This window comes from Vibrio splendidus, from assembly GCF_003345295.1.
In the GTDB taxonomy this organism is placed as follows: domain Bacteria; phylum Pseudomonadota; class Gammaproteobacteria; order Enterobacterales; family Vibrionaceae; genus Vibrio; species Vibrio splendidus_K.
In genome coordinates this window covers 1,878,113-1,905,035 of sequence record NZ_CP031056.1, presented here as the reverse complement: position 1 = coordinate 1,905,035, position 26,923 = coordinate 1,878,113, and the positions used below count along the sequence as shown (strand labels likewise).

Genomic DNA, 26,923 nt, shown 5'->3' with positions numbered 1-26,923 from the left:
CGAATAGCTTCTTTGCTAAACGCCAATCAATAAAAAATTATCGAAAAGCGATAATTTTTTATTGATTGGCGTTTATTTTGATCTTAGTATCCTCCTGTCAATTCAACAGGAATATAAGTATGTCTAACATCCAAAAACAAAGCCGACGTGTACGTATGCTATTGCAATCCCTTTTTGTACTTACCCCTATAATGGTGTGCTACTTCTGGCTAACAGTTGAGACTCCCTATGACTTTATTAGTGCGACGGGCATTTTTTATCTTACCTACGACATCGGGTATTTCACGATGTTGCCGCTTACTATGACAACAAGAATCGTTGCTGCGTTCACAGGCTTATTGATGTCCAGTATCCTTATGTACGCACTGATGGTTCTGATACGTTTATTCCGTAACTATGAGCGAGGTGAAATCTTCTCTTTAGAAAACGCAATGTCCTACCAGAAGCTCGGATATAGCCTGTTTTATTGGGTATTAGGTTCAGTTATCTATGGTTCATTGATGTCAGTGATTCTGTCGTTCAATAATCCACCAGGTGAACGTATCTTTGAGATTAGTTTTGTTGGTATGGACTTTTTAACACTGATATTGGGTATAATTATTTTGATCATCTCATGGGTGATGAAAGAAGGTTATATTCTGGCTGACGAACATAGCCAAACCATTTAAAGGACTTGTCATGACTATCCGCATTAATTTAGACATTATGATGGCCAAACGAAAAATGCGATTGAAGACATTGGCAAAAGAAGTTGGGATTACTGAAGCCAACTTATCAGTATTAAAAAATGGTAAAGCTAAAGCGGTAAGGCTATCGACACTCGATAAGCTGTGTGAAGTTTTAGAGTGCCAACCTGGTGATATTTTGGAGTTTGAACCGAATGATCATCAAGACAGCGTTGCTGAAGAGTAGCCGGTAAGGAAATCGCTTTCTAATTATCTAATAATGAACGAGTCTCGATGCCCTTATCGAGACTCATTGCTAACTATTTATACAGTCTCGCCTGCCTCATCCTCTTCAACCACATCGGTTTCTAAGCTTGCCTCTGCCAACCATTTTTGTATTGATGGGCTGTTAAGCACGCGTTGTTGATACTGTGATGCCTTTTCGGAAAGTTGTATTCCATAGGTTTCTACACGTAAAGCCACAGGTGCAAACATCGCATCGGCAATAGACCATTCACCAAACAACCATCCCTCTGGGTACAGATCCATTTGCGCTGACCAGATGGCATCGATACGAGCGATGTCTTTCAGTGCATCTTCACTGAGTGTGAGCTTTCGTTGTGCGCGGCAATTCATTGGCGTTTCATTTCTGACGGCAAAAAATCCAGAGTGCATTTCTGCGGAAATAGCTCGGGCATGGGCGCGTTCTTTCATTGAACTAGGCCATGCTGCGCCGTTCAAGTGGGCGTCGTTAACGTATTCGAGAATGGCCAACGAATCCCACACGGCAACGTCACCATCAACTAAGGTTGGAACCTTGGCCGTTGGTGTCACTTTCGCCAGAGTGTCGTAGAAATCAGAGGTGAAAAGTTTAAGCTTGATGACTTCTGCATTCAGGTTGTAATTATCGAAAATTAACCAAGCGCGCAGTGACCAAGTTGAGTAGTTCTGGTTTCCAATATAAAGCTGCATCGTTGCTTCCTTGCGTTTAGTGGGTATGCTTTTGAGCTTAGGGGATTGTATTGCGAGGCACTAACGGATAATTTTGATGCAATACATTAATAAAAACGATGGGTGGTGATTTCAATATGGACATTGATGCGTTGCGAGGCTTTCTCGCGTTTGTAGAAACCAGTAGCTTCACGCGTGCTGCGAAACAGATCAACCGCACCCAATCGGCATTCAGTGCTCAGATGCGTAAGTTGGAAGAAGAACTCAACGTCACTCTTTTCCAAAAAGAAGGACGTAATTTAATACTCACTGAAGCGGGCTTAGCGCTGCGTTCTCATGCCGAACAGTTGGTCGCGCTCCACAATACAGCCCTCAAGCAAGTAAAGCGTTACGAAGACAAACAACCTCTACGACTCGGCTGCCCTGAAGACTACAACGACACCATTCTGCCGAAAGTGATTCGCCTGTTGCAGAAAGCAGAACCCACCTGTTCTATTCAAGTATTCAGCCTGCCCAGCATTACGCTGAGAGAGTGGTTGGATGACGGCCGTTTAGATGCCGCAATTGTCACCCGAGCGCCCGACAGCGAAGAGGGGTATTGGCTGACTCATGATGTCGGAGTGTGGATTAGCAGCCCTGAGTTTGTGTTTGATGGTTCCAAGCCTGTTCCATTAGCCTTGTTTCAAACAGACTGTAAATATCATGCTGCAGCAGTGAATGGTTTAACCAAGCAAGGTACGTCTTATCAGTTGCTGGCGTGCAGTAATACGGCTTCTGCGCAGCGAGCAATTGTTAAAGCGGGTTTAGCGATTGGTGCTATGGGTAGGCTCAGCGTGACTCCGGATTTGAAAATTCTTGAAGACATGCCGCCGTTACCAGCAGTGGATATTGTGCTGATCCTTGCGAGTACGCATCACCCCGTATTAGACAAAGAAGTGCTCAATCAACTTGTCGAGTTAGATTCTGAGTAGCTTTATTTATATTGGGATAGTTTGGTTAGGACAGTTTTGTTAAGCGATCTTTGTTAGATGAACTTTGATAAATGAAATGCAATCGATGAGTTTGAAGTTGAGTACGAATTAAGAAATGCATAGGCCGAGAACATCGCGTTTCTCCGAAAATATGGTGTTTCTCGGCCTAGTTATTGTGAGACGTTGTTGGTAATTAAGAAAGCTTGAACTTGCTTAACTCACCGTGCAAATCTCCGGCTTTCACTGTCAGCTCATTACTTATTGCTACTGAGGATGTCATGGTGCCCATCACTTCCACAGCGGTGTCATTGATGATCACTACATTGCGGTTAATCTCTTCTGACACTGAGCTTTGCTCTTCAGCAGCCGAAGCAATCTGATTGTTCATGTCATTAATCACTTCAATCGCTTGGTTGATTTCTGATAAAGCGAGATGTGCTGCTTGGGTTTCGCCTTTGGTGTCATTCGCTTGCTTCTGGCTTTGCTCCATCAATATCACGATAGATTGAGTCTCTTGCTCTAGGCGAGCCAGCATCGAGCGAATCTCTTCTGTCGAGCCTTGAGTGCGATTGGCGAGGTTACGTACTTCATCTGCCACGACAGCAAAGCCTCGTCCTGCTTCACCCGCACGTGCAGCCTCAATAGCGGCATTGAGCGCAAGTAGGTTGGTTTGTTCTGCAATACCACCAATCTCGCTCAAGATGCCTTGAATAGCAGTACTCGAATCGACCAAATTTTGCGTTTGTTGCTGTGCGTCATTGACCTGAACAGCCAAGCTGTCTACAGCGCTGGCGGCATTGTCCATGCGTGTCATGCCATTAAGGCTGTTGCTTTGTACTTGGCTTGCTGCTGCGGCTGCTTGAACGGCTGAGCTTGCCACTTCTTGCGCAGTCGCACTCATTTCATTAATGGCTGTGGCAAGTGAGTTCACCTCGTTAACCTGAGAGTTCAACTGGTCACGTGAAACTTCAGCACGAGCTTGGCCTTCTGTTGCGTTTTTATCTACTTGGTCGGCCGTTACCATCACGGTAAGTAGCATCTCTTGCATACGAGATAGGAAGGTATTGAACCAGTGTGCAAGCTGAGCGGTTTCATCTTCTCCTTTCACTTCAATGCGGTAAGTTAAGTCGCCTTCGCCTTGTGCAGCATCTTTAAAACGCTCTACTAAATTGTTTAGAACCTTGCCCAGAGAATTGGCAATGAATGCCATTGAGGCAATACCTAGAATAGCTGCGATGATCCCCGCCCACACACCTTTTTCAAGTGCTTTTGAATTCTGTACATCACTCCATTGCGTGTAGTCGTCGACGCTTTTTGTAAGGTGACTACTGGGAACGGATACCATGACTACCCATGGCGCATCACTCGTATCAATGGCTGTTATTGCGTACTCATCGCCGCCGAAATTAACAAGGCCTGCACCTTCTCGTTTAGCGATAGATTGAATTGTCGACCATTCGGATTCCAATTCAGAAGAGACTCTTTTACCCACCATGTTTCCAGCTCGGCTGTTGGCGAGAGTTATGCCTTTCCATGATGTAATAAGGATTTTTCCTTCGCCATCAAACAAGTTACGTGCAAGCAATTCACTTTGGCTTTGAAGCTCGAACAAAGACAAATCAAAGCCAATTGAGCCAATGATTTTTCCGTCTTGTTTGATTGGTTGGCTGATGGTAGTGATGAGCTCTTGCTTACCGCGAACTGGATAGAAATAGGGTTCCATCACAAATGTCTTACCGGTTTGGTATGGCATTAAGTGCCAGTCGTCTTTGCGCTCACCGTTGCTGTTGAGTTCGGTATTGCTGAAGCTCTCCATTGCGACGGCATCAAAGCTGTTCTGATCATTTGGAGAGAAGAAAGGCGCAAGGTAGCCCTGACTGTTAAAACCTAATTCGGTGTCCAAGCTGATCTCGTTATTCAGATCGGTTTGTTGTGGCCAATTCTTGTTCTCCCACACCATGTAGCCAGCAAATACAGCTTTGTTTTGTGCTTCCAAGGCGGCAGTAAACTGTTTAACGATAAGGTCTGCGCTTGCGTGGGTTTGTGAACTTAGCTCGATAATGGAGCGTGCTTGCTTAAGGTTTGCTAGTACAGGGTTAAGTTGGTTGGCAATGTTCAAACCTTGTTGAATGGCTGTGTTTTGCAAATCTGTCGTTGTGGCGTCTGTCAGCTGCGTCTTTACTTTTTCAGTGACTTGTTTGTTCACATCGGTAAATGCGCTGGTGGTCATGCCCATTGCGATCAACAGAGTGAAAGCCATTGCTCCACCTGCACTCACCGCAATTCGCGTACGTATACTGTTAAACATATGATCCCTATAGCCAAATATTGGTAATTTCCCAGAGATTTTAAACAAGATAAGTGAATGGGAAATTCAGAATAATGAACACAAAAAGAATAGGGAGATCAAAATTATAAATAGGATTGCATAACGTGTAGTTTTGGCTTTGGTCGCAACGTTTAGAGGAAGATAAAAATCATCATTTAGCAATCGCTAACCTTATGTATTTATTAGTGTTCATGATAATTAGGACAGCTTGATGTTTTCCTAAGGCTGCGATTCAGCTTTTCTAGTTTGTGACCGTGTATCGATTACTCATTATATGACAACGGTCACAATTAATTTTATTTAACCTAATGAATTACTAATCTTTTTATAAGTGATTTAAAGAGGGGACGCGTTGTATTAGCGCGCCCGTGTCGATTTGCTTTGCTTCTTCGACGGCCTGACATGGCGAGCCAAAATACGGCTTCGTTCTTGTTTTACCTCAGCCAGTTTTCGCCACGACCATAAACGTACGCGTGCTTCTTTTGCGCTCGCCTCTATATCTACCACTGGATCTAAGTAGGGTGAGTTAGATTCGAAATCATGCATCATCACCTCCATGGGTGTCATCTTCCATGGTTCAAACAGAAGTGGGGTAGGAATGTCTGAAAGCTCTGGCACCCATTTTCGGATGAAGTCTCCATCAGAGTCGTGTTCTTGCGCTTGCTTGGTCGGATTGTAAATTCGGATAGTGTTTATCCCTGTTACCCCTGCTTGCATTTGAAACTGTGGGTAATGAATACCGGGTTCAAAATCGAGAAACAGCTGCGCTAAGTGAGTGACACCATCACGCCAGTCCATATTCATATGATGCGTTAGAAAGCTCACCAGCATAGAGCGCATACGAAAATTGATATAGCCCGTATGATGTAGGCAGCGCATACAAGCGTCGACCAATGGCACGCCAGTCATCCCCGCCTTCCATGCCTGTAAACGTGCTGGATCTTTTATCGTTTCTTTTTGTAATAGTGCTTCGTAGGCGTTATTGATACAGCGAAATTCCATCTCGCATTCCGATTCAAACTTCTGCATGAAATGACAGTGCCAGTGAAGCCTTGAAGAAAGGGCAATTAGGCTGCGACGAAACCCTGTAACTTGCCAGTGTTCCAATAGGTGTTGATAAACTTCACGTAGCGATATGTTGCCCCAAGCCAAATACGGGGACAGGCGAGTGCAAGCGTGTCGTGAGGCTTCTGGGCTTGAGATACTGCGGTAATAATCACGACCACGGCGTTCAAAGAAATCATGCAAAGTGGCCCATGCTAGTGCGCTGCCGCCAGTTTGTATGCCGTTACCTTTGGTTAACCATGCTTGTGGAGGCTCGATTTCCAATTCAAGCTCTACAGCATTAAGGGTGTGCAGTGATTCTGCGCTCAACTGACTTTTGGCCATTGGGGCACGCATTACACTGTTCCAGTGCTTGTCCCAACCGATTCGGTCTTTTGACCCTCTCACGACAGCACCCTGAGCGGACTCTTGCCAATGGATGTTGTGTTCTTGAAACCAGTCAGAGATTTGCTTGTCACGATCGAAAGTACAATTTAAGCCTACCTCTTGATGGGAGAATACATTTTGGATGTGGTAACGAGATTGAACCGCTTCGAAGCAGTCGATAGCGTTACCATGGAGTACTGAAACCTGATGCCCGTACTCTTTCAATGACAGGTTCATACATTGCAGTGACTGCCAAACAAATCGCCAATGTCGCTCAGAATAGTGGGCATTGTTTAACAGCATGGGTTCGAAAATGTAGAGCAATATCGTTGGGTGTTTATCAGATAAAGCATGTAGTAAAGGTGCGTGGTCGGTGAGTCTTAAATCTCGCTTTAGCCACACTATGTTGATTGTTTGCATCTGAGCCCTCGTTCGTTTTGAAGTATTACGAGTCAGAGGGCAAAATGTCTCACTGGAAGTGAATTTTATTTATTGATAACGAAAGGTCGGGCTAGGATCGTCCATGGTGATTATTGGAGAATCCCCAAACTCTTTAATTTTCGATAAATGGTATTGCGGCTGATGCCGAGTATTCGCGATGTCTTGCTTATATTACCTTGGTTAGCTTGATAGGTTTGTAGCAAGGTTTCTTCAACGGTACTTCTTAAATCGGACTTTGGCCTACCTTCGATAGCATTGGTTGTGATGAACTTATGATGATCATCTTGCGCTAATGACGTGAGGTGTTGAGCAAGATGGCTAGGTACATGTTCTAGCGTGAGTATTGCTTCGTCACTGGCGAGTAGGGCGGCGACCTTAAGTAAATTGTCTAATTCACGTATGTTGCCCGGCCAAGAATAGGCGCACAGTAAGCTCATTAAGTGCGGGCAGATTGTCTGTTCGTCTTCGGCATATTTACGATGAATGTGCTCGATTAAGGCGTGTTTGTCTTGTCGGTGTTGCAGGCTTGGTAAGGTGAAGGCTAAGCCGTTTAGTCTGTAATACAGATCTTGCCGAAACTCTCCTGTCGTAACTAACTGTTCTAGGTTTTTATGGGTGGCTGCGATGATCTGACAATCGACTTGGTAGCTTTGATTTGAACCCACAGGCACTACGGATTTATCTTGCAGAACATGCAGCAATCGGCATTGAGCCTCCAATGGCATGTCGGCAATTTCATCGAGAAACAGAATACCCTTGTCTGCTTGGCGGATCTTACCTTGGAAACCTTTGTGGCTTGCGCCTGTAAAAGCCCCCGGCGCGTAACCAAACAATTCAGATTCGATAAGATCTTTCGGTAGTGCCCCACAATTCACCGCAACTAAGGGCGACGATTTACGCTGGCTTTGCTTGTGTAATGCTTTAACAAACTCACCTTTTCCAACGCCAGTTTCTCCTAAGATCAACAAGCTGATCCCTTTGTCGATAACCTTATTGGCTTGTTGCCAAGCGTGTTCAATTTGTTGTTCGCCATGGTGCAGATCACACGATGCTGAAATGGAGCGCGTGCGTTTGGTGGTTGGTTGTTTGAGATGCTGTTTTTCAAATACAAAGGGCGTGTCTAATGAGGTTCGATTGAAGAGGGTGTCAATGCATTCGCCGACGATCGAGGTTTGATCCAGCAGTTGAGAGGCGACCTGATTGTGCGCGACTACCTCGCCAGCCTCATTGGCTATTACTATCCCTTGCCAACCACTGTGCAGTAGTGATTTCTCGCACGCGAGGTCAATACGAGTGGTGCCTTGTGGGATGTGACTCAGTAGCTGGTTCTCAACAAGCTGAACCATATTTTGAACCAGTAATTGCACCGAACTGTCGTGCTGTTGCTGCTCGCTGGTGATGTCCAATACGCCAACCATTTGACCTTGATGATTAAACACCGGGCTTGCTGAACAACTGATAAATCGATGCTGGTGGATGAAGTGTTGTTCGCCAATGATGGATACGGGTTTCGCTTCCACAATGGCGGTGCCAATCGCGTTGGTGCCTTTGAGTTGTTCCTGCCAACACGCTCCTGAGCTGAGTGCAATTGACGTCAGTTTCTCCTTAAACCGCTCCTGTCCCCAACTTGCCAGAATGACGCCCTCAATATCGGTCAAAATCAAACGACTGTCAGTGCGTGCAAACATCTGATTAAACAGAGGTAGAGCATTACGTTCGACTATTTGAATTAAGCTCGAAGATTGGTGACGTCTCTGTTTAAGAATCGATTGTGGCAGGCGAATGTCTTCGGGAAGTCGTCTCTGTTTTAGACCCGCTTCTGTGCTGCGGTGCCAAGAAGACGAAAGCCAATCTGAGGTGTTTGCTTGTTGAAGGTGCATGACTGTTCCATGTCGTAACAGTGAGGGTGTGCCAATTTGGAACAGTTGAACACTGGATTGGTTTCCATACGTCCGTTCAATGCCAACTCACTTTGGGTTGTAAACGTTTGGTAATCATAGTTTTACAATTTATTAACAACAAGTTTTGAAGTTCTGGCGTGTGATTTGCGTTGTTACTGTTGTGAAGAAAACACGAAGTATCAGTGTTTTAAACAGAAAGAATAAACATGGTGACACTCTTTTTTAGAGCTCTTTTCATGAGATCTGTTCTCAAGGGAAGCCGCCATGCTAGCTCGACAACATAAGCTCAATAACGAATGAACAACGACTAAAAATCAAAGAAGGATCTAACTATGATTTACGCACAGCCGGGTAGTGATAACGCAGTGGTGAACTTTAAAGCGCAATACGATAATTTTATCGGTGGCGAGTGGGTGAAGCCTGTTAACGGCGAGTATTTTGATAACACTTCCCCAGTGAATGGTCAGGTGTATTGCCAAGTAGCGCGCTCAACCGAGGCGGATATCAGCTTGGCATTGGATGCGGCGCACGCAGCTCGTGCGAGTTGGGCATCGACCAGTGTAACTGAGCGCTCCAACATCCTGCTTAAAATTGCCGACCGCATTGAAGCGAACCTTGAAGAAATCGCGGTCGCTGAGACGTGGGAAAACGGCAAGCCTGTACGAGAAACTCTGGCGGCAGATATCCCTTTGGTTGTTGATCACTTCCGTTATTTCGCGGGTTGTATCCGAGCACAAGAAGGCAGCGCAGCTGAGCTAGATTCAAACACAGCAAGTTACCACTTCCCAGAACCGATTGGTGTGGTGGGACAGATCATTCCTTGGAATTTCCCGATTTTAATGGCAGCTTGGAAATTGGCACCCGCACTGGCTGCGGGCTGTTGCGTGGTGATGAAACCCGCCGAGCAAACACCGACATCGATCTTGGTGATGATGGAAAAGATTGCCGATCTTCTGCCTGCAGGCGTGGTCAACATCGTGAATGGTTTTGGTAGCGAAGCGGGTCAAGCATTAGCAACCAGTGATCGTTTGGCTAAGTTGGCCTTTACTGGCTCAACTGAAGTTGGACATCATATTCTGAAATGTGCGGCTGAAAGCTTGATTCCATCAACGGTTGAGCTTGGCGGTAAGTCTCCAAACATCTACTTCCCAGACATCTTTAACCATGAAGATGAATACCTAGATAAGTGTGTCGAAGGCATGCTGCTTGCGTTCTTCAACCAAGGTGAAGTGTGTACTTGTCCATCACGTGTGTTGATTCATGAATCGGTATACGACAAGTTCATCGCCAAGGTAGTCGAGCGTGCTCAAACTATTAAACAAGGTAACCCGCTAGATACCGATACTCAGGTTGGCGCACAAGCTTCAAAAGAGCAGTTTGATAAGATCTTGAGCTACCTAGAAATCGGTCGTCAAGAAGGTGCGAAAGTGCTAACAGGTGGTGAAATCGCGCAACAACCAGATGATCTCGGCAACGGTTACTACATTCAGCCAACCATGCTGGAAGGACACAACAAGATGCGTGTATTCCAAGAAGAGATCTTCGGCCCTGTTATCGCGGTAACTACCTTTAAAGATGAAGCAGAAGCGTTAGAGATCGCCAATGATACCGAGTATGGCTTGGGTGCAGGCGTGTGGACGCGTGATGCAAACCTAGCGTATCGCATGGGGCGCAACATTGAAGCGGGGCGTATTTGGGTGAACTGTTACCATGCTTATCCAGCACATGCCGCGTTTGGTGGTTATAAGAAATCAGGCATCGGCCGTGAGACACACAAGATGATGCTCGACCACTACCAAAATACTAAGAACCTATTGATCAGCTACGATACTAATCCGTTGGGCTTCTTCTAATACAGGTTCGTTCTAAAAGAATGAGAATGAATCATGGGTACAAAGAATAACTAACAACGCAGTCGGCTTTAATAAAAACAAAAAGTAAAACCAAAACGCCCAATTCATGTGAGTTGGGCGTTTTTATGTCTGAATCGTTCTAGCTTTGTGAAAAGAAGATCTCTGGCTTGTGGACAGGGCCATAGTTGCCTTCTAGCTGAGTGAGTTCCAAGCCTTGCTTTCCTATCAGAGAACCGACTAATTGGCGGTTAAATGGGTAGCTGTCGGGGTTGTTAATATACTCTTCAACATCAATCCATTTAGCTTCTGCAATTTCATCAGTGTCTTGAATCGCGATATCTTGAGTTTGAGCGATAAGGTGACAAATAAAGTAGAGGTTTGATTTACCGAATTGATACGGGTGTCTTGTCGCCATGCCAACCACAGAAACGAACGTTGCCTCGATACCGGTTTCTTCCAAGGTTTCTCGAACAACCGATTCCTCAATACCTTCACCCAACTCAATATGGCCGCCAGGTAACTTGTAGCCAGTCATACCGTGCTCTTTAATCATCAGCACTTGGTTGTGTTCGTTAGTGATCAACGCGCCAGCGCCCAAGGTGTGGGTAGGGATGAAAGGCACAAACTCTACAATTTCGGATTTATGGATCAGTGTAATTTCGTCTTCCAAACAGTTGTGGAACACAAAGCTAAGCTCAGTCGCCACCGGAATAAGGTGCGAGAGTGAAATAGGTAAACTAATCCAAATGATGCCTTTGTTATTCTGCTTTGAAAATTCGGTGATCTCGCTGAGTTCGGCATTGAAAGAGTCAGCATCGTGAGGGGCTGTTGCTGGGTCAATGATGATGCCGTTAAATTTGTCGAGCGTAAATTCCACTAGTGATCCTTTATTATTTTTGATTTATTGGGAGTCGAGCCTAGGTGGAGCTTATCTTATCTCAAGAGCTTATAAAACCTGCTCTGCTTGTAGCATTTTTAAGAGCACGGCAGTGGTGGGTAAAAAGTGAGGGAGAGTATAAAGCGGGCGGCTTGAAACAAAAATTGCGCTAGAAACAAAAAACTGCGCTTGGAAGCCAAAGCGCAGTCTTGAAATAGGGTCTATGGCAGCTCGATCTTAGCGAACATAGTTAGCGTCAACACTTACGTACCAGTGTTGCAGTTTGCCGTCGGCCTTTTTGATCCACAAATCGTTGGTGTAGCTCTCGATCTTACCGTTAACTGTTAAGTTGAATGTGTTCTCGTCGAATTCACCAAGCTTCACGAACTGGTCTGTGGTAACTAGGAACGGGTCCATGTCGTCCACGCCAACCACATCTGAAATCACATAGTAGTGGTAAGTCAGTGGCTTGCTCGCATCATTCGGGTTGCTGCGGTACGCCACAAGCTTGAATGGTTCCGTTAATGGAACGTCGAGCGTTTGCTTGTCCATGGTCGCTGGAATCGGGATAAACAGCCAAGCGGTAAACAGACCGCTCAATAAAACCATCAGGAAGAAAAGAGTCTTAATTGCTTTCATAGCAACCTTCAAAATAGGTGATGTTGAAGGCGCTATGGTAACAGGTTTGATTTGTTGATTGTAAGAGTATGAATAAGTGAAGGTGACACCTGTCTGTTAGGAAATTTGAACGAATTGACACACTGTTCATAAGTCATTATCTACACTAGTGCGAGTGACCTTGCGACAGGTTTATCATCACAACACCAGCCGCAACGAATAACATGCCGATCCACACCATGGTATCGAGGTGCTGGCGGTAAACGAACGTAGAAATCAGACTCACTGTCACGATAGCTAAACCTGCCCACAAAGAGTGAACCACACCAACTGGCATCCCTTTCATAGCTTGGCTCAAAAATAGAAATGCCGCCAAGTGTCCTGAAATCACCAATAAAGCAGGGATAGGTTTAGATAAGCTGAAACCGTCGGTTGCTTTAAGTGCTACGTGAGAAAGTGCTTCTGCCATCACGCCCATCATTAAGAAAAACCAGCTCATAGTCGTACCTTTAGTTTGTATTGTTTTGTTGGTATAGCGGGATGTTTGAAAGAGTGAATCGTTGTTGCTGCTATTGAGTTACAGCGGACTCGCCCAAATAGCAGGCACAAAAAAGCCCGCACCTCACGCTTTTGCAAGGTGCGGGCTAAATTCATCTGGCTACTTGTTTAAGTAAGCTGCGTGGAACTCAATGTGTTCATCAATAAAGCTAGAGATGAAGTAGTAGCTGTGGTCGTAACCTGGCTGCATACGTAGCTCTAAATCGGCATTAGTTACCTTAGCCGCTTCGACTAATTGCTCAGGTTTAAGCTGCTCAATTAGGAAGTTGTCCGCTTCGCCTTGGTCAACCAACATTGGCAGCTTAGTGCCATTGGCTTTGAGAAGCTCAGAGGCATCGTAGTGTTTCCACTCTTCAATATCTAAGCCTAGATATTGGTTGAATGCTTTCTGTCCCCAAGGGCATTGCATTGGGTTGGTGATTGGGCTGAATGCCGAGATAGAACGGTAGCTATCTTCGTTCTTGATGCCAATCGTTAGGGCACCGTGTCCGCCCATGCTGTGACCAGAAATCGATTTCACAGATGTTACTGGGAAGAAAGATTCAATCAGCGCTGGGAGCTCTGTTACCACGTAATCGTACATGTGGTAATGGCTGTCCCATGGTGCTTGAGTGGCATTCACATAGAAGCCTGCACCTTGGCCGAGATCGTAGCTTTCATTGTCGGCAACGCCTTCGCCACGTGGGCTTGTATCGGGTGCAACAATAGCGATGCCTTGCTCAGCCGCAGCTTTGAACGCGCCGGCTTTTTGCATGAAGTTTTCATCGGTACAGGTCAAGCCTGATAACCAATACAAAACAGGAACTGGGTTTTCTTTGCTTGCGTTAGGCGGCAAGAAAATCGCAAAACGCATGTTGCAGTCAAGCGTTGCAGAAAAGTGGGTGTATTGTTTGTGCCAACCACCAGCAACCTTTGCTTGGCTAATGTTTTCGATTGTCATCTATTGTGCTCCGTTAGGTTGATGGTTTTGGGGAATAACATGTCTATATCATTTAAAGTTTCACCACCCACCGGGCAGGAGGTGGTGAAGACAGTTTCGCTCTGATGTTTAAGTCAGAACTGTGGTCTCGACACCTAAGTGCCGAGACCAAGGAGAATTACTTATCCATATGTAGAACAGTACGGATAGATTCACCTTTGTGCATTAGGTCGAATGCTTCGTTTACGTCTTGCAGACCCATTGTGTGAGTGATGAACTCTTGCAGACCAAACTCACCTGCCATGTAACGGTTAACGATTTCTGGAAGCTCAGAGCGGCCTTTAACACCACCGAAAGCAGAACCACGCCATACACGACCAGTCACTAGTTGGAATGGACGAGTTGAGATCTCTTGACCTGCACCTGCAACACCAATGATTACTGATTCGCCCCAACCTTTGTGACAGCACTCAAGTGCTTGACGCATTACGTTTACGTTACCGATACACTCGAAAGAGTACTCAACACCGCCGTCTGTCATCTCAACGATAACGTCTTGGATTGGCTTGTCGAATTTAGTTGGGTTGATGCAGTCAGTTGCGCCAAGCTGTTTTGCTAGCTCGAATTTGCTCTCGTTGATATCTACACCGATGATGCGGTCAGCACCAGCCATGCGAGCACCAATGATTGCAGAAAGACCGATACCACCTAGGCCGAATACAGCAACGTTGTCGCCTTTTTCAACTTTAGCTGTGTTCAGTACCGCGCCCATACCCGTTGTTACACCACAACCTAGAAGACAAACTTCTTCAAGTGGTGCTTCTTTGCTTACTTTCGCTAGTGAGATTTCTGGAAGTACTGTGTACTCAGAGAAAGTCGAGCAGCCCATGTAATGGAAAATCGTTTCGCCATTAATAGAAAAGCGGCTTGTACCGTCTGGCATTAGGCCTTTACCTTGCGTTTCACGAACGGCTTGGCACAGGTTAGTTTTACCAGATTTACAGAATTTACATTCGCCACATTCAGCGGTGTAAAGTGGGATAACGTGGTCGCCAATCTCAACACTTGTAACGCCTTCGCCGATCATCTCAACGATACCGCCACCTTCGTGACCAAGAATTGAAGGGAAGATACCTTCTGGATCGTCTCCTGATAATGTGAATGCGTCAGTGTGACAAACACCAGTAGCAACGATGCGAACTAGAACCTCACCAGCTTTAGGAAGTTGTACATCAACTTCTTCCATTTTTAGTGGCTCGCCAGCTGCCCATGCAACCATTGCTTTTGATTTGATATGCGTTTGACCAGGTTTAATTTCGATTGTCATTGGATGTTTCCTATATATGTCAGTACAGCGGATAACTGTGCAATTAAATTCAACCCGTTAAGCGTAGTTGAGCTTAATTGTTTCCGCTCTCTCGTTTTGTTGGAGCTAGTATAGGTGTGAGTGCATGTTTTGATAATCCCCTTAAATAGAAAATGATTATTACGTATTTGTAATAATGGATGTATTCAGAAGGGTTCTGAAAGGAGGGTTGATTACTCAGAAAATCTAAGGACACAGTAAACAGGAACTATGTAGGCAAGACATTTATTAGAAACAAATGGGACGTAAGCTTTCCGCCTATTTTCTCGTTGTAGACTCAAACATGCTTTTATCTCTTCCGCCCTCAGTGATGCTGTCACTCGCTATTATGCTTGAAGTTGTCGCCACTTCTCTATTACCTAAAACACAACAGTTTACTTCTCTACCCGCCACTGCCGCAGTGCTAGTCGGTTATGGCTGTGCCTTTTATCTGTTGTCTCTCACGGTGCAAACCATGTCTTTGGGTGTGGCGTATGCGATTTGGTGTGGGGCAGGGATAGTGCTAGTCGCAGCTTTGTCTTGGTTAGTCTACGGGCAAAAACTGGATATCTTCGCGATCATCGGTATCGCTTTGATTTTGGTGGGCGTGGTGATTATCAACCTGTATTCGACGTCGGTGAGTCATTAGGAGCTCTAACTCGCTTCTGCCCCAAAACTTGTTAGATCAAATGCTCTACACATTTTAGGGGGCGTGCGTTTTCCCTACAAAACCTAATATCAAGTTCATGGCTGATTTACTGACCATCTTTGCTTTCTTTTCTTTATATCTACAGTTTATTAAGTTTGAATGTTGTTTGAATATGGAAAGTGGCATGTTTTATTGAGTGTTTGGTCTCGCTTTGTCGAGGGTTGGTTTTGTAAAATTATTGTTTCTTTAATAGGTTTATGATTTTCATGTCTTGGATAACATGCATTGTTAAGAAGTGATAACACGCTTGCGCCTTTTTATGTGAGGATAGAGTACACATTTCGATGTATTTTCTTTAATTTTAGTGGCTTATGATAAATTAATCGAAAGGCGGGCAGGTAGAAAAGCGAGACTGCCTATTATTAAAAATGTCATAAGTTTAAAAGGAATCAAATGAAACATCATGTAATGTTAGATATTGATGGAACACTACTCCAGTCATATGAAATGGATGAACAGTGTTTTGTTGATGCTGTGCGAGAAACTACAGGGCTTGAAATATCGACAGATTGGGGTAGTTATCCCTTTGTCACAGATAGAGGAATATTAAAAACTTTTATTGAGCAACAAGACCTCAAATATTCTCTAGCTGAATTAGAGAGTATCGTTAAGCCTATTTTTATCCGTAATGTTCAGCAATCTGTTAAAACGTCACCTGCTCAAGAAGTATCCGGAGCCAAAAAATTCGTGTCATATCTGTTAGACAGTGACGAATATATTGTTTCTATTGCTACAGGCGGGTGGGGAGAAACAGCCAAGATAAAGTTGGATTCAGCGGGTTTTGAAACTGAGAAACTAGCTATTATGTCATCAAATGATCACTACTCTCGTATCAAAATTATGGAGCTAGCAAAATCAATAATCAACCAAATTGATAACTATCCTGTTACCTATTTTGGTGACGCAGAGTGGGACTTAGAAGCGTGCAAAGAGTTAGCTATTAATGTAGTGATTGTCGGTGATAGAGTAAATCACTACCAGCGTATTCAAGACTTTAACTGTTTAGATACTGCTCTGAGTTTCGTGAAATAGGTCTGCACTACTCTTCACCACGCTTATAACAAGCGTTTAAGGCTTCAAGATATTTTTTCTAATCCTAGTAAAACACGTTAGATTTCTTACTCTAACGTGCTTTTGTCCAATTATGAGTTAGCCTTTGTAGCTCTTTCATGACAATCTGTCTGACAGTTCTTGCCCCACAGTTGTTTAAATGACGTGACTATTTAAATTTTATTCAAGCCACTTTTCATTACCAAGTTTAGCAATGAATGTGTGAAAAAATTGACCTAATGGGGTTAATTCGCTTCAAAGCGCAGCATGACAAATTCGATAAATAGGCGTACCCGCATCGGCAGATGATCCCGATCGCGATAGAGCATAAACAGTGTGCGTTCTTTGCTACGCCAGTTGGGCAATACATGGCTCATTTCACCCTGAGCGATCATTGGCAACGCAAAATAATCCGGTACATACCCAATCCCCAAACCCGTCTTTATAGCGTGAGTTAGCATCACAATTTCATCCAATTCCAGTCTGACGTTTTTTTGCGAGTGATAGTTAAATTCTTCGCCACTCTCTTTGTGTATCAGTTGCCATGGTGTCATCGGATGGCAAATGATGGTTGGATGATCGCATAATTTGTCAGGTGTGGTTATTGTCGAAATATCGTAATCAGGATGAGAGCACAAGATGAAGTGAATGTGTTTTAACTGCCGAGCAATCCAGTTATCGACTACTACGTTTCCGACACGAAAAACCACATCCATTCCTTCGGCTTCGATATCAATCAATGAATTTGATAGGTTCAGATCCAGCTTAATATCCGGATACTGAAGTAGGAAATCATAAAAAATCGTGCGTAGAAATTGCGAACCTGCGTTGATTGGCGCGGATATACGAATTTTTCCCTGTGGTTGATGTTTATCTCGATGCAGGTCTTCGTCGATATTATCAAGTTCATCAAATAATAAGGCTGAACGTTGAAAGTATTGCTCGCCAGTACTGGTCAGGACAATACGGTGTGCGTCGCGGTTGAGCAGGCGAAGTTGCAAATCGGCCTCTAACTGACGGATGCGGCGGCTTAAGGTTGAGAGCGGAATACCCAAAGATAGGGCTGCGTTTTTAAAACTGCCTGAACGTGCTACAGCACAAAAACAACGCAGATCGTCTAACGAACAATTAGGTTTCATAAATGGCATTTACCGTCTTATTTTTGCTTGTTTATCTAACTATTGAAATTAATACACTAGGGAACACATTTTGACAAGTCATTCGGAGTGACGATGAAATCTGATTCAACTTTTAAAGCCGCTGTTCTTCTCATCATCTGTACTTTCTTTTGGGGCAGTTGTTTTCCTATTGGTAAGCTCGCATTAAACGAAGTGCACGCGCTGACACTAGTGTTCTGGCGTTTTATAATTGCGGCTTCGTGTCTGGCGATATACCTCAAAGCGGCGCGGATGCCCAAGCTTTACTTGAGTTCGCGGCAATGGTGCTGGGTCATCGCCGTTAGCGTTGTGGGCGTGGGTGGGCTCAATCTTTGCTTATTTACCGGATTAGCTTACACCAGTGCGACAAATGGCTCATTAATCATGGCGCTCAGCCCACTGATGACTTCGCTGATTACGTGTATTGCTCTTCGAACGCTGCCGTCTTTCGCCCAGTGTTTTAGTCTGCTAGTTAGCTTGACCGGCGTACTGATCGTAATCACCAATGGGCATCCGAAAGAACTGCTCTCAATGCAGATCAACCACGGTGATAAACTCATCTTTTGCGGCATGTTGGCTTGGAGTTTGTACACTTACTTCAGTCAGGGTATCAGTCGCTGGATACCTGTTATTTCTTATACTTTTGTCGGTATGCTAAGCGGAGCGGCGGTGATTGGTGCGATGTGTCTGGCATCGCCAGAAGTACTTCCGTTCACTGAGCTTTGGAATAGTAGCGCGTTGGGAGTGTCAGAAGTGGTGTATATCGGAGTGTTTGGTACGGTTGCCGGTTATTTACTGTGGTTAAATGGTGTGCGTCACCTCGGCTCGGCGAATGCTGCACTGTTCTTTAACTTTGTACCGATTTTCTCTGTGCTGACTTCATTTATGCTCGGACAGGCAGTCACGCCGTTACAATTGATCGGCATTGCGATTGTTATTGCAGGCCTACTGCTACCAGGTATTCAAAATTTTAAACGCACGTCGCGAACCTGCGCTTAATTTTAAATCAGGGACTTAATCTATCAATATACAAAGGCAGGAGTTCTCTTTTCCTTACCAAAATCTATACGAAATTCTCGAATTATCTGCATCTTGATTGTGTAAGTGGTGCTATCTGAGCGTGAAGTTCTGCTCTAAGCTGTTTAGCTTGAGTTCTAATAATTATAATTTAAATGAAAGCATAAGAATGGTGTTATTTGAGGGCTTTAGATATTGAGGCTTAATTGCTCTCTTGTATTAGAATCAGGTGAGCTATTTTTCGATGGCTTGAAAGTATCGGATAGGGTGTGAACAACACTGGATACTGTCGAGTCGACCACTAAGCGGGTGAGACAGGTTTCATCGAGACAGTAACAATAGAGAACCTGGTACTCTGTACTCATCCGTCTACTTGTTCTTATTGTTGTCCAAAAATGAGTTAGTAATCTTTAAACAACTCCCTCACACCCCAACACCGCCACAAACGCATCCAAATATTTCTCGATAGTCAGATCCGCAGAAACGGGCGGCAGTTCTACGGTAATACACGGTAGGTTTCTTTCTTGGCACCATGTGCCGAATGAGCCTGGGGTTTCGTAATCCACATCTTCAACGAGTGGTAGGTTGAACTGTTTGCCTAGCCAAATAGCGAGTTCTGATTGAGTTGGGTCGTCGACCATGGCGAGTGGTTCGTGGAACGAGATGACGAACTTGGGTTGGCGCTGCTCAATGAGGTTGATAAGTGACTGCACTTCAGGTTCAAGTTGATCGACTTGGCCGGTTTTAACTTTTACATCTCTGACTGGTGTGTGTGAACTCCAACGATAGACGGTGCCGTTTTCTGTCCAGTTTTTAGTCGGAAAGGCGCGGTTCAAATCGACTTGGTTAGCGTTAGCGCGAGTGCCTAGTTGATTACCGTCTGGGTTCATCGATAAGATCACATCGTGTCGCAAGTTGGCGGCAGGTAAGCTTCTTAGCGCGCAAGATAAACCCGCGATAGAAGCAGTTTCATCACCGTGTGTGCCTGCTAAAATCAGTCCGCGAGATTCGCTTTCGATTTGCGCGGGGAAATAGATCAAAGGTGCACCCAACACCGATTTTCCATATGACAGCGGCTTTATCGAAAACGCAGCTCTTTCCGTTCTTGGAATTAAACTCACCTTAATCTCCTGATTGATCAAGTACTATCAAATAGTCACTACTATTTAGATGACCTCTATTAAATAAACCATAGCGTCAAAACTCGTCAACCGTCGCATTGTTAATTTTATTACTTTGCTTCAAAGATAGGCTAGGAGAGCAAAAAAACATGGATTTTAAAAAACATTCAACGGCTTTACTCATTTCATCTTTATTGACCCCTTTTATATCAGTGACTGCCGTTGCTGAAACCTTACCTGCTGGTGTTTCGCTGGCAAAAGACCAGCATTTAGTTCGTGCTAACGATGCAGAAGCGGCGACGCTTGATCCTGCGAAAGCAGAAGGCCTGCCGGAAATGCACATCCTACGTGACCTATTTGAGGGTTTAGTGATTCAAGATCGCGATGGCAATATCACTCCAGGTGTCGCGGAATCTTGGGAAACCGAAGACAACCAGACGTTTGTATTCCACCTGCGTAAAGACGCGAAATGGTCGAATGGCGATCCGGTGACGGCCGATGATTTCGTGTATGCGTTAAGACGCGCGGTCGACCCGAAACTGGCTTCGCCGAATGTTTGGTATCTTAAACTTACTCAAATCAGCAATATTGCTGACGTGGCGGAAGCTAAGAAGCCCGTTGAAGAGTTAGGTATCTCTGCCGTTGACAAGCACACGGTGAAGTTCGAGCTTGATAGTAAAGTGCCTTACTTTGTGGCGATGACAGGCCACACCTCAATGATGCCAGTTCACAAGACAACGCTAGAAAACAGCGACAAGCCGTGGAGCGATCCTAAGCAGTTTGTGGGGAATGGCGCTTTTGGTTTAGACGAGTGGGTGGTTAACGAACGGATTGAACTGAAGAAGAATCCTAACTATTGGGACAGTTCAGATACGAACCTAACTCAAGTGACATACATTCCGTTTGAGAACCAAAATTCTTCGATTAACCGTTATGCGGTGGGTGAGGTTGATATCACGTCTGATGTACCAACACATATGGCGCAACAGCTGAAAACAAAGTATCAAGACGCTTATACCGCCGTCCCTCTACTGTGTACTTATTACTACGCATTCAATACCACACGACCTCCGTTTGATGACGCGAGAGTGCGTAAAGCGGTGTCTTACTCAATGATGCGTGATGTGATTACCAATGGCGTCACTCAGGTGGGTAACTTGCCGGCTTATACCTTTGCCCATGAGTACACGGCAGGCTTTGATGCGACTCAGCCTGAATATAGTGAATGGACTCAAAAGGAACGAGACCAAAAGGCGAAAGAGCTGTTGAAAGAAGCGGGCTACGATGCGTCTAACCCATTAGATTTCAAATTGCTCTATAACACCAGTGAATCGAACAAGTCGATTGCGGTGGCGATTGCATCCATGCTGAAAGGCAATCTAGACGCGCAAGTTGAGCTGGAAAACCAAGAGTGGAAGTCTTACCTAGTATCACGTCGCCAAGGTGATTTTGATGTAATGCGAGCGTCTTGGTGCGGTGACTACAATGAAGCGTCGACCTTCTTGAGCCTATTGCGCTCAGAGTCATCGGGTAATTTTGCTCGTTACAACAACGACAAGTACGACTCAGCGATGGACAGCGCATTAGCCGCAACCAATGAGCAAGATCGCCAAGGTTTCTATGATCAAGCGGAGCAGTTACTGGCTGAAGATATGCCTATCGCGCCAATCTATTACTACATGCAGGCTCGCCTAGTGCGACCAAGTGTCGGTGGTTTTGCTAAGAACAACGTTGAAGGGCGCATCTATTCTAAGGATCTTTATATCAAAGAATAGATAGATTAACTGTGAGATCTGATATGGCGGTTTGAAGACATGACGGATCTAAGAAATAGCGCATAAAGATCAAAAAAAGAAGAAGAGGGACGTTGAACATAAATATATGATTAACGTCCCTTTATTATATCTCTTTTTTAGACAAGGCTATTTATAGGCAACTTTAGCTGCCTATAAATGAACGTTGAGGCTCGAATTCGATACTAACCATTAGTATTTGTGAATTCGTTACGGAGAGCCACTCTAAAGCTATTGATATTTATAATATTTGAGGTTTTTTTCAAAAATTACCCTCTATTTATTGAGTTCTAAATATCTATTTTTCTATTTAGTCTATTTGTATTTAAGTTGATATCGATCAATTGAAAAAGCCTAATTCATTCCTACGCTTAATTATATAAATAGAGCAATGGGATTTAGGAGGGTAATAATGAAGTACTCAATGATGACGCTATCAGCCGTGGCTGTACTTATGATCATTCCAGCCAGTGCTGTTCAAGCAAAAGATAAGATACTAGAGAGCAGTAAGCTTGCCTCAAATATAGTTATCGATGGCAGCGTTGATGCCGTTTGGGATCAAGCTAAACCGCTGACTCAGAAGGTGAATAAATTACCGTATAAGCCAAATAATGGCTATGAGGGTATTAAAAAAACCAGCGTGGAAATGAAATCAATGTATGACGATGAATACATTTATTTCTTGTTTAGTTATGCCGATCCGACCAAAAGTATTGACCGCTTTCCTTGGATTAAGCAAGAGGATGGTTCATGGAAACAGTTAAAAAATAAAGATGACACCGGACATGACAATACCTATTACGAAGACAAATTTGCGGTCTATTGGAATATCAATGCTGAAGGCTTTTCTGATAAGGGGTGTAATGCTGCGTGTCACAGAGCTAAAAAGGGAAAAAACGCAGGGCGTGATGACAAGAACCCTGCACGGAAATACACCAATCGTGAAGGGGAGTTTATTGATATGTGGCACTGGAAAGGTGTGAGAAACTGCGGTTCATAACCAGCTCGATGACCAATACGTCGATAGCAATACTGATCCAGAACAAAACAAAGGTTGGGGACGTAAAGGTGACAGCAAAACAGGTGGTGGGTACGTTAATAACGTAAAAGACGGCCAGCCAGCCTATGTATCAGATAACTTGACTAATGAAACGTTACTGATTTTAGACTCAGGGAAGAAACCATTTACACCTGACTACAATCAGTTGGAACGAATTCCAGGTTTAACGGGTAAGCCATTTACCGGTTCTCGTGGTGATATCGAAGTCGGTGCCGTTTGGAAAGAGGGTGTTTGGACTCTTGAAATGAAGCGTAAGCTTGTCACTACTGGTGAAAATTCAGAAACGCAAGATGTGCAATTTAATGATTTGAGCCAATTATATCCATTTGGTGTTGCGGTTTTTGATAACTCTCAAATTAATCACATATACCATCGTGGTGTGTTAAATCTTGAGTTTAAATAAGTATAACACTCGTCACTAACTGAAATGATTTGTGTCGAAATAATCGGCTCAAATCATTTCTTCACAGAAGAGTACTATTATGGTCAAAACAGTTACTCAATATGTTTCTTATTTATTTGTGTTGACCACGTTGAGTATATTATTTATTCCGTTATCGATCTCTTCTGAGTCAACAGTTCAGGATTCCACTGTCCATAATGCAAAACCGTTTTCTAGCCAAATTACCAATGAAGCGGGAATGCATACTTTAATAAAGGAAAATAAGCGTTGTATACGGTGCCATCAAAAAAAGCGTCTGCTTAAAAATATTGATGCCATCGCTTCTGTAGGCGCACATGCCAGTACCGAGTTTTACAACAACTGTACGGCTTGTCATGGCAGAAAAGGTTCTCACCCCAAAGATTCTGATCTAGTGAGTGTGATTCCATTCGATGATCATGTCGACTTACCAATTTTCGAACAAAACCAAAAGTGTATCGCCTGTCATTCTCCAGAAAGTTTGAGGGCCCGTGAGTGGACCCACGATGTACACGCCACCAAATTAACATGTTCCAACTGCCACAATTTACATCGAGATTCAGACCCGATTATCGGTATCAGTAAGAAGTTCCGTATTGGGCTATGTGCAACCTGCCATGAAGCTATTCTGCGTGAGAAAGCGCTTAAGTCGCATCGGTAAGAAGGAGCCAGTTTTATGAGTACGACTAAATATTTAATTGGTGTGTTACTTGCTGGAGTATGCGTTCTGGTGGTCGCTGAAGATTTACCTAATCCAGATGAGCATAATCTAGCGAATATTCACTTAAAGGATGAAACATGTGCGGGGCAGTGCCATCTAGACGAAGAGCCTTCTGACGATCTTGAGTTTGAATATAACAGCTGCGTGGAGTGTCATGATGATTTTGGTCACCTCGAAGGGCGCCAGCATAATCTAAAGCACAAAGAGAGCGAGGAGATGGAGTGCGTCGAGTGTCACCTTCCTCATGAAGAATTTGATCCTAAGGATAGCTGTATAGATTGCCACGATGAAGAAGACGAGGAATTATCAGACTTTTATTCAGTTAGGCTAGAGCGCTATTTAAATACGTCTAGCCTTAATTTCTAGAAACTCATCATATTAAAATAGTAGAGCGAGTACTCTTACTTTAGATGTGATGGGTTTACTCTCTTCAACGTCTTTAAGCGGTGCGTGCTTCGCAAATATCTGCATTTTCTAGAGCTGCGTTATTCCAAAGATCGCTACATCAAAGAATAGATAAGTCTGATGCGAGCTTGGATCTATCGCTCAATGAAGCCATGTTACCCCCTCTACGCGCCCTTGTTGCGTTCGAAGCTGTTGCTCGTCTCGGTTCCATTGGCGCTGCCGCGAGAGAGCTTTGCGTTACACAAGCTGCGGTGAGTCAGCAGCTAAAAAGTTTAGAAGCCTTCCTCGCCTGCCACCCTTCTATAAAAAATACTCTTTTATCAGGCTCGATATTCAGCTGGTGGACTGGCCATCAACCACCCCTTGTCAGAATGTTGATATCGAACTGACTAACGGCAAGGTCGAAAGCGAAGACACCCATTGCGAGCGACTGTTTCAAGAACATTGGCAGTTGGTGTGCAGCCCTTTCAGAGAAATTACGCTCAGCAATTCAGAAGATCAAACTTGAGCAACAACCAACTTTAACAATTACGTCTAGTTTTGGTATTAGCTTGCTATCAGAAAATGAAAAATGGAAAGACTGTGTCGATCGCGCTGATAGGGCGCTTTATCAAGCAAAGCTTAAAGGACGAAATACAATTGTAATTGAAGAGTCATATGACAGTTACTCGACATCAACAAAAGCGATTGGCAGCTCTTAGTTTGGCTAAGAGCTAATATCCACTCAAATTGTTCTTGGCATGTTTTAGCCTTAAAAGGTTTTCGTCGCGCAGAGTGATGACGAAAATCGGTAAACAAAAGTTAAAAATAAAAACGCGAGCGGTAGATTGCGATTTATGTTGGTGCTACGTTATGAGCAATTTATAACATATAAGTCATGACACATTAGACTGAGAGATAGCAGCTAACGATGAACAAGACAAAAAGATATCCGGCCAACATAGTATTCAGTTACTTAATACTGTCATCTTTATGGGTTTTATTTTCTGATCTCGCGGTCGAATCACTATCAAATGACTTGCAAGAACACGCCTTAGCACAGACAGTCAAAGGCCTGGTATTTATCATTCTAACGTCTGCTTTGTTATGGGTAATGGTTCGGAAAAATAATCGAGATTTAGAGAGCGCTAACGATCTTGATAGTGTTACTGGGCTTCATAGCCCATCAGTTTTTTATCGATATTTAAACAAAAGGCTAAAAAAATCCCAGGCCAGTGACCATTATGTCCTCTTCTTACTCGATATTGATAACTTCAAATCTGTAGCTGATCAGATTGGGTTCGAAAATACGAATTTATTTTTAAAAGACATCGCCCGATCGATTGAACTTCCTATTGAGCATCAACCACTTTCTTCACGGGTACATTCCGATGGTTTCGCATGTTTAGTCAAACTCGATGATAAGGAAGATATTGAATCCTACATTGCTCTCGTACATCGTAGATTTAACCAATGTGCTTATCGTTATGATATCAACGCCACTTGTTGTATTGGCGCTGCTCTATTCCCCTCTGATGGAAATAATGCCAAGCAACTTATGGCATCAGCAATCCACGCCTTAACTGAAGCAAAAAAAAGCAAGAATACGATAGAGTTCCATGACCCAAAACTCACTGAGCTTGAACGTCAACGTCAAGAAATGGTGCAAGAATTACGTAAAGCGATTGATGACAAAGCGATTGATATTGTGTTTCAGCCTAAATACAACATTGAAAGTAAATTTGTCGCTGGCGTGGAAGTGTTGTCTCGTTGGACGCATGAGCGCTATGGTGTCGTTTCACCGGATATCTTTGTCGCGCTAGCAGAAGAGAATCATTTTTGTCGTGATTTGACTACGTTAGTTCTAGAGAAGACTGCGTCACAACTTAGGGCTAATGGCTTGCTAGGAAATGAGCTTAATAGTGTCTCGGTCAATATTTCAGCGGTAGAGCTAAATAGCGTTGATGACATGAACCATCTGGATGAATATCTACGAAAGGATCCCGAGTTTGCTCGCTTACTTTGTCTTGAAATCACTGAAACCGCTATTTTGAAAGATATAGATCAGTGTGCAATCGCTGTTCAGACGTTAAAAAAACAAGGGGTGTCCTTTTCGATAGATGACTTTGGTGTTGGTTACACTTCTTTTGGTATATTTAGCAAATTAGATGTAGATGAAATCAAAGTCGATCGCAGTTACATCAATGGGTTAGAAGATGATTATCGTTCTAGAGCCATCACGTCTGGTATCATTGATATAGCGCGAGGGTTTGGCATTAATGTCGTGGCTGAAGGGGTTGAAAATGCTCAACAACTGTCAATTTTAAAAACGTTAAATTGCGAACAAGCCCAAGGTTATTATCTGGGCTACCCGATGTCCTCCAAACAGTTAAAAGTAAGTCTTACCCCTGAAAAAGAACCATGTTCAACAACATAACGTAATATTTTTTCATCTAAGCGGCAGGGATACAGATGACTTGTATCGAGAAGGATACTGTTAGCCTAACTATAAAAAATCCCCATTCGTTGATAAACGAATGGGGATTTTAGTTACTAGGGGGTAGTTACTTTATCAATAGTGAGCATTCACTAATTTATTGATTCTTTTAGATAGCTTTTGGCTTTAGATAA

23 protein-coding genes and 3 pseudogenes are annotated in these 26,923 nt (G+C 43.9%); 15 read left to right on the top strand and 11 right to left on the bottom strand.

Annotation, left to right across the window (positions count from 1 at the left end):
* Positions 1–119: 119 nt before the first annotated feature.
* Complete coding sequence (locus tag DUN60_RS24025) at positions 120–668, top strand: DUF2975 domain-containing protein (protein ID WP_054546226.1); 549 nt, start codon at positions 120–122, stop codon at positions 666–668.
* A 10-nt stretch (positions 669–678) separates the two neighbouring features.
* Positions 679–912 (top strand): helix-turn-helix domain-containing protein, encoded by a 234-nt coding sequence (locus DUN60_RS24020; protein WP_017054877.1) that lies wholly within the window; start codon positions 679–681, stop codon positions 910–912.
* A gap of 77 nt (positions 913–989) precedes the next feature.
* On the opposite strand, the gene DUN60_RS24015 is transcribed toward DUN60_RS24020, so the two are convergent.
* A complete protein-coding gene (locus tag DUN60_RS24015; protein WP_114635694.1) occupies positions 990–1,637 on the bottom strand; it encodes a glutathione S-transferase family protein in 648 nt (215 codons plus the stop codon).
* A gap of 98 nt (positions 1,638–1,735) precedes the next feature.
* On the opposite strand from DUN60_RS24015, the gene DUN60_RS24010 reads away from it, so the two are divergent.
* Complete coding sequence (locus DUN60_RS24010) at positions 1,736–2,587, top strand: LysR family transcriptional regulator (protein WP_114635693.1); 852 nt, start codon at positions 1,736–1,738, stop codon at positions 2,585–2,587.
* 193 nt (positions 2,588–2,780) lie between these two features.
* Here the strand turns inward: DUN60_RS24010 and DUN60_RS24005 are convergent, their stop codons facing one another.
* From DUN60_RS24005 to DUN60_RS23995, 3 genes are all read right to left on the bottom strand, one after another.
* The gene (locus DUN60_RS24005; protein WP_114635692.1) at positions 2,781–4,895 is read right to left on the bottom strand and encodes a methyl-accepting chemotaxis protein; all 2,115 of its coding nucleotides are present in this window, start codon (positions 4,893–4,895) and stop codon (positions 2,781–2,783) included.
* Between the two features lie 378 nt (positions 4,896–5,273).
* A complete protein-coding gene (locus DUN60_RS24000) occupies positions 5,274–6,767 on the bottom strand; it encodes a cryptochrome/deoxyribodipyrimidine photo-lyase family protein (RefSeq protein WP_114635691.1) in 1,494 nt (497 codons plus the stop codon).
* Positions 6,768–6,877: 110 nt separating this feature from the next.
* A complete protein-coding gene (locus DUN60_RS23995; RefSeq protein WP_114635690.1) occupies positions 6,878–8,668 on the bottom strand; it encodes a sigma-54-dependent Fis family transcriptional regulator in 1,791 nt (596 codons plus the stop codon).
* Between the two features lie 353 nt (positions 8,669–9,021).
* On the opposite strand from DUN60_RS23995, the gene exaC reads away from it, so the two are divergent.
* Positions 9,022–10,542, top strand: a complete 1,521-nt coding sequence (gene exaC, locus DUN60_RS23990) for an acetaldehyde dehydrogenase ExaC (RefSeq protein WP_114635689.1) — start codon at positions 9,022–9,024, stop codon at positions 10,540–10,542.
* Between the two features lie 139 nt (positions 10,543–10,681).
* Here the strand turns inward: exaC and DUN60_RS23985 are convergent, their stop codons facing one another.
* From DUN60_RS23985 to DUN60_RS23965, 5 genes are all read right to left on the bottom strand, one after another.
* Positions 10,682–11,419: an NUDIX hydrolase gene (locus DUN60_RS23985; protein ID WP_114635688.1), complete on the bottom strand. Its 738-nt coding sequence runs from the start codon at positions 11,417–11,419 to the stop codon at positions 10,682–10,684.
* Between the two features lie 237 nt (positions 11,420–11,656).
* Positions 11,657–12,058 carry a hypothetical protein gene (locus DUN60_RS23980; RefSeq protein ID WP_017083094.1) on the bottom strand — a complete coding sequence of 134 codons (402 nt, stop codon included), beginning with the start codon at positions 12,056–12,058 and terminating at the stop codon, positions 11,657–11,659.
* Positions 12,059–12,203: 145 nt separating this feature from the next.
* Entirely contained in the window at positions 12,204–12,536 is a 333-nt protein-coding gene (locus DUN60_RS23975; protein WP_009846216.1) for a DMT family transporter, read from the bottom strand.
* Between the two features lie 159 nt (positions 12,537–12,695).
* Complete coding sequence (gene fghA / locus DUN60_RS23970; protein ID WP_114635687.1) at positions 12,696–13,535, bottom strand: S-formylglutathione hydrolase; 840 nt, start codon at positions 13,533–13,535, stop codon at positions 12,696–12,698.
* Positions 13,536–13,692: 157 nt separating this feature from the next.
* Positions 13,693–14,841, bottom strand: a complete 1,149-nt coding sequence (locus DUN60_RS23965) for an S-(hydroxymethyl)glutathione dehydrogenase/class III alcohol dehydrogenase (RefSeq protein WP_012601124.1) — start codon at positions 14,839–14,841, stop codon at positions 13,693–13,695.
* 322 nt (positions 14,842–15,163) lie between these two features.
* Between DUN60_RS23965 and DUN60_RS23960 the strand changes: the two genes are divergently transcribed.
* Positions 15,164–15,508 (top strand): DMT family transporter, encoded by a 345-nt coding sequence (locus DUN60_RS23960; RefSeq protein ID WP_114635783.1) that lies wholly within the window; start codon positions 15,164–15,166, stop codon positions 15,506–15,508.
* Positions 15,509–15,961: 453 nt separating this feature from the next.
* Positions 15,962–16,600 (top strand): HAD family hydrolase, encoded by a 639-nt coding sequence (locus DUN60_RS23955; RefSeq protein WP_016786469.1) that lies wholly within the window; start codon positions 15,962–15,964, stop codon positions 16,598–16,600.
* 263 nt (positions 16,601–16,863) lie between these two features.
* Here the strand turns inward: DUN60_RS23955 and DUN60_RS23950 are convergent, their stop codons facing one another.
* Complete coding sequence (locus DUN60_RS23950) at positions 16,864–17,766, bottom strand: LysR family transcriptional regulator (protein WP_208638368.1); 903 nt, start codon at positions 17,764–17,766, stop codon at positions 16,864–16,866.
* A gap of 84 nt (positions 17,767–17,850) precedes the next feature.
* Here DUN60_RS23950 and DUN60_RS23945 point away from each other — a divergent pair, with 84 nt between their 5' ends.
* A complete protein-coding gene (locus DUN60_RS23945; protein ID WP_114635686.1) occupies positions 17,851–18,774 on the top strand; it encodes a DMT family transporter in 924 nt (307 codons plus the stop codon).
* Positions 18,775–19,202: 428 nt separating this feature from the next.
* Here DUN60_RS23945 and mpaA read toward each other — a convergent pair whose 3' ends face one another.
* A complete protein-coding gene (mpaA, locus tag DUN60_RS23940) occupies positions 19,203–19,913 on the bottom strand; it encodes a murein tripeptide amidase MpaA (RefSeq protein ID WP_114635685.1) in 711 nt (236 codons plus the stop codon).
* A 149-nt stretch (positions 19,914–20,062) separates the two neighbouring features.
* On the opposite strand from mpaA, the gene DUN60_RS23935 reads away from it, so the two are divergent.
* The 8 genes and pseudogenes from DUN60_RS23935 to DUN60_RS23905 all read left to right on the top strand — a co-directional run bounded on the left by DUN60_RS23935 (position 20,063) and on the right by DUN60_RS23905 (position 26,729).
* Positions 20,063–21,688, top strand: a complete 1,626-nt coding sequence (locus DUN60_RS23935; RefSeq protein WP_114635684.1) for an ABC transporter substrate-binding protein — start codon at positions 20,063–20,065, stop codon at positions 21,686–21,688.
* Between the two features lie 430 nt (positions 21,689–22,118).
* The gene (locus DUN60_RS24940) at positions 22,119–22,706 is read left to right on the top strand and encodes an ethylbenzene dehydrogenase-related protein (RefSeq protein ID WP_279627920.1); all 588 of its coding nucleotides are present in this window, start codon (positions 22,119–22,121) and stop codon (positions 22,704–22,706) included.
* A gap of 55 nt (positions 22,707–22,761) precedes the next feature.
* Positions 22,762–23,169, top strand: a pseudogene (locus tag DUN60_RS24935) (ethylbenzene dehydrogenase-related protein); the annotation flags it as partial.
* Positions 23,170–23,248: 79 nt separating this feature from the next.
* Positions 23,249–23,848: a cytochrome C gene (locus tag DUN60_RS23925; RefSeq protein WP_114635683.1), complete on the top strand. Its 600-nt coding sequence runs from the start codon at positions 23,249–23,251 to the stop codon at positions 23,846–23,848.
* 15 nt (positions 23,849–23,863) lie between these two features.
* Positions 23,864–24,274 (top strand): cytochrome c3 family protein, encoded by a 411-nt coding sequence (locus DUN60_RS23920; protein ID WP_114635682.1) that lies wholly within the window; start codon positions 23,864–23,866, stop codon positions 24,272–24,274.
* A gap of 191 nt (positions 24,275–24,465) precedes the next feature.
* Positions 24,466–24,779 (top strand): annotated as a pseudogene (locus DUN60_RS24640) (LysR family transcriptional regulator); the annotation flags it as partial.
* Positions 24,772–25,014, top strand: a pseudogene (locus DUN60_RS23910) (diguanylate cyclase domain-containing protein); the annotation flags it as partial. The pseudogenes DUN60_RS24640 and DUN60_RS23910, both read left to right, overlap by 8 nt.
* Positions 25,015–25,223: 209 nt before the next feature.
* Positions 25,224–26,729, top strand: coding sequence for a putative bifunctional diguanylate cyclase/phosphodiesterase (locus DUN60_RS23905; RefSeq protein WP_114635681.1), 1,506 nt, complete (start codon positions 25,224–25,226; stop codon positions 26,727–26,729).
* Positions 26,730–26,923 lie beyond the last annotated feature (194 nt).

Coding starts and splice junctions, on each gene's coding strand:
- DUN60_RS24025 (WP_054546226.1), top strand. CDS start 120: ATGTCTAACATCCAAAAACAAAGCCGACGTGTACGTATGCTATTGCAA.
- DUN60_RS24020 (WP_017054877.1), top strand. CDS start 679: ATGACTATCCGCATTAATTTAGACATTATGATGGCCAAACGAAAAATG.
- DUN60_RS24015 (WP_114635694.1), bottom strand. CDS start 1,637: ATGCAGCTTTATATTGGAAACCAGAACTACTCAACTTGGTCACTGCGC.
- DUN60_RS24010 (WP_114635693.1), top strand. CDS start 1,736: ATGGGTGGTGATTTCAATATGGACATTGATGCGTTGCGAGGCTTTCTC.
- DUN60_RS24005 (WP_114635692.1), bottom strand. CDS start 4,895: ATGTTTAACAGTATACGTACGCGAATTGCGGTGAGTGCAGGTGGAGCA.
- DUN60_RS24000 (WP_114635691.1), bottom strand. CDS start 6,767: ATGCAAACAATCAACATAGTGTGGCTAAAGCGAGATTTAAGACTCACC.
- DUN60_RS23995 (WP_114635690.1), bottom strand. CDS start 8,668: ATGCACCTTCAACAAGCAAACACCTCAGATTGGCTTTCGTCTTCTTGG.
- exaC (WP_114635689.1), top strand. CDS start 9,022: ATGATTTACGCACAGCCGGGTAGTGATAACGCAGTGGTGAACTTTAAA.
- DUN60_RS23980 (WP_017083094.1), bottom strand. CDS start 12,058: ATGAAAGCAATTAAGACTCTTTTCTTCCTGATGGTTTTATTGAGCGGT.
- DUN60_RS23975 (WP_009846216.1), bottom strand. CDS start 12,536: ATGAGCTGGTTTTTCTTAATGATGGGCGTGATGGCAGAAGCACTTTCT.
- fghA (WP_114635687.1), bottom strand. CDS start 13,535: ATGACAATCGAAAACATTAGCCAAGCAAAGGTTGCTGGTGGTTGGCAC.
- DUN60_RS23965 (WP_012601124.1), bottom strand. CDS start 14,841: ATGACAATCGAAATTAAACCTGGTCAAACGCATATCAAATCAAAAGCA.
- DUN60_RS23960 (WP_114635783.1), top strand. CDS start 15,164: ATGCTTTTATCTCTTCCGCCCTCAGTGATGCTGTCACTCGCTATTATG.
- DUN60_RS23955 (WP_016786469.1), top strand. CDS start 15,962: ATGAAACATCATGTAATGTTAGATATTGATGGAACACTACTCCAGTCA.
- DUN60_RS23950 (WP_208638368.1), bottom strand. CDS start 17,766: ATGCCATTTATGAAACCTAATTGTTCGTTAGACGATCTGCGTTGTTTT.
- DUN60_RS23945 (WP_114635686.1), top strand. CDS start 17,851: ATGAAATCTGATTCAACTTTTAAAGCCGCTGTTCTTCTCATCATCTGT.
- DUN60_RS23935 (WP_114635684.1), top strand. CDS start 20,063: ATGGATTTTAAAAAACATTCAACGGCTTTACTCATTTCATCTTTATTG.
- DUN60_RS24940 (WP_279627920.1), top strand. CDS start 22,119: ATGAAGTACTCAATGATGACGCTATCAGCCGTGGCTGTACTTATGATC.
- DUN60_RS23925 (WP_114635683.1), top strand. CDS start 23,249: ATGGTCAAAACAGTTACTCAATATGTTTCTTATTTATTTGTGTTGACC.
- DUN60_RS23920 (WP_114635682.1), top strand. CDS start 23,864: ATGAGTACGACTAAATATTTAATTGGTGTGTTACTTGCTGGAGTATGC.
- DUN60_RS23905 (WP_114635681.1), top strand. CDS start 25,224: ATGAACAAGACAAAAAGATATCCGGCCAACATAGTATTCAGTTACTTA.